This is a genomic window from Streptomyces sp. NPDC050619 (genome assembly GCF_040654815.1).
Lineage (GTDB): Bacteria > Actinomycetota > Actinomycetes > Streptomycetales > Streptomycetaceae > Streptomyces.
The window spans coordinates 1-1,098 of record NZ_JBFAIR010000183.1; the positions used below are offsets into that span (position 1 = coordinate 1).

Sequence of the window (1,098 nt, forward strand, 5' to 3'; positions counted from 1 at the left end):
CTGAGCGCGCCGGCGCTTCAGTCGCGCCGGTACACCGTCACCACGCAGGCGCCGCCCAGGCCGATGTTGTGCTGCAGGCCGATGCGCGCGCCCGCCACCTGCCGCCGCTGCGCCTGTCCGCGCAACTGCCAGACCAGCTCGGCGCACTGCGCCAGCCCGGTCGCGCCGAGCGGATGGCCTTTCGACAGCAGGCCGCCGGACGGGTTGGTGACCACCCGGCCGCCGTAGGTGTTGTCGCCGTCGAGCACGAACCGCTCCGCCTCGCCCGGCGCGCACAGCCCCAAGGCTTCGTAGCTGATCAGCTCGTTGGCGGTGAAGCAGTCGTGCAGCTCGACCACGTCGACGTCGTCCGGGCCGATGCCCGCCGCGGCATAGGCCTGCTGCGCCGCGCGCTGCGACATGCCGTAGCCGACCATGTCGATCATCGAGTCGGCGAAGCTGTCCGCGCCATCGGTGGTCATCGCCTGCGCGGCGATGGCGACCGTGCCGGCGATGCCGCGGCGGCGGGCGAATTCGTCCGAGCACACGATCGCGCAGGCCGCGCCGCAGGTCGGCGGGCAGCATTGGTAGCGGGTCAGCGGGTCGTAGACCGGCGCCGAGGCCATCACCGCTTCCAGGCTCAGCGGCTCGGCGAACAGCGCATACGGGTTGTTGGCCGCGTGCGCGCGCGCCTTGACCGCGATGCGGCCGAAGGTGTCGGCGCCGATGCCGTAGCGCTCGCGGTATTCGCGCCCGGCGCCGCCGAACATCCGCGCCGCCAGCGGCGCCGGGCTGTCGCCCTGCAAGCGTTCCAGCACGGCTTGATGGCGCAGCAGCGGCGATTCGCGATCGGCGAACACACTGCCCAGCGCGCCCGGCGCCATCTTCTCGAAGCCCAGCGCCAGCACGCACTCGGCCGCGCCGGATTCGACCGCCTGCCGCGCCAGCCACAGCGCGGTCGAACCGGTCGAGCAGTTGTTGTTGACGTTGACCACCGGGATGCCGCTGAGGCCCAAGCCGTACACCGCGCGCTGGCCGCAGGTGGAATCGCCGTAGACGTAGCCGACATAGGCCTGCTGTATGTCGCGATAGTCCAGGCCGGCATCGGCCAGCGCGTTG

At 71.9% G+C, this 1,098-nt stretch carries 1 protein-coding gene; it reads right to left on the bottom strand.

From position 1 onward, the window contains the following. Nucleotides 1-17 precede the first annotated feature (17 nt). The coding region (locus AB0I77_RS53890) for a lipid-transfer protein (RefSeq protein ID WP_363290384.1) at nucleotides 18-1,098 on the bottom strand (1,081 nt) is incomplete at its 5' end.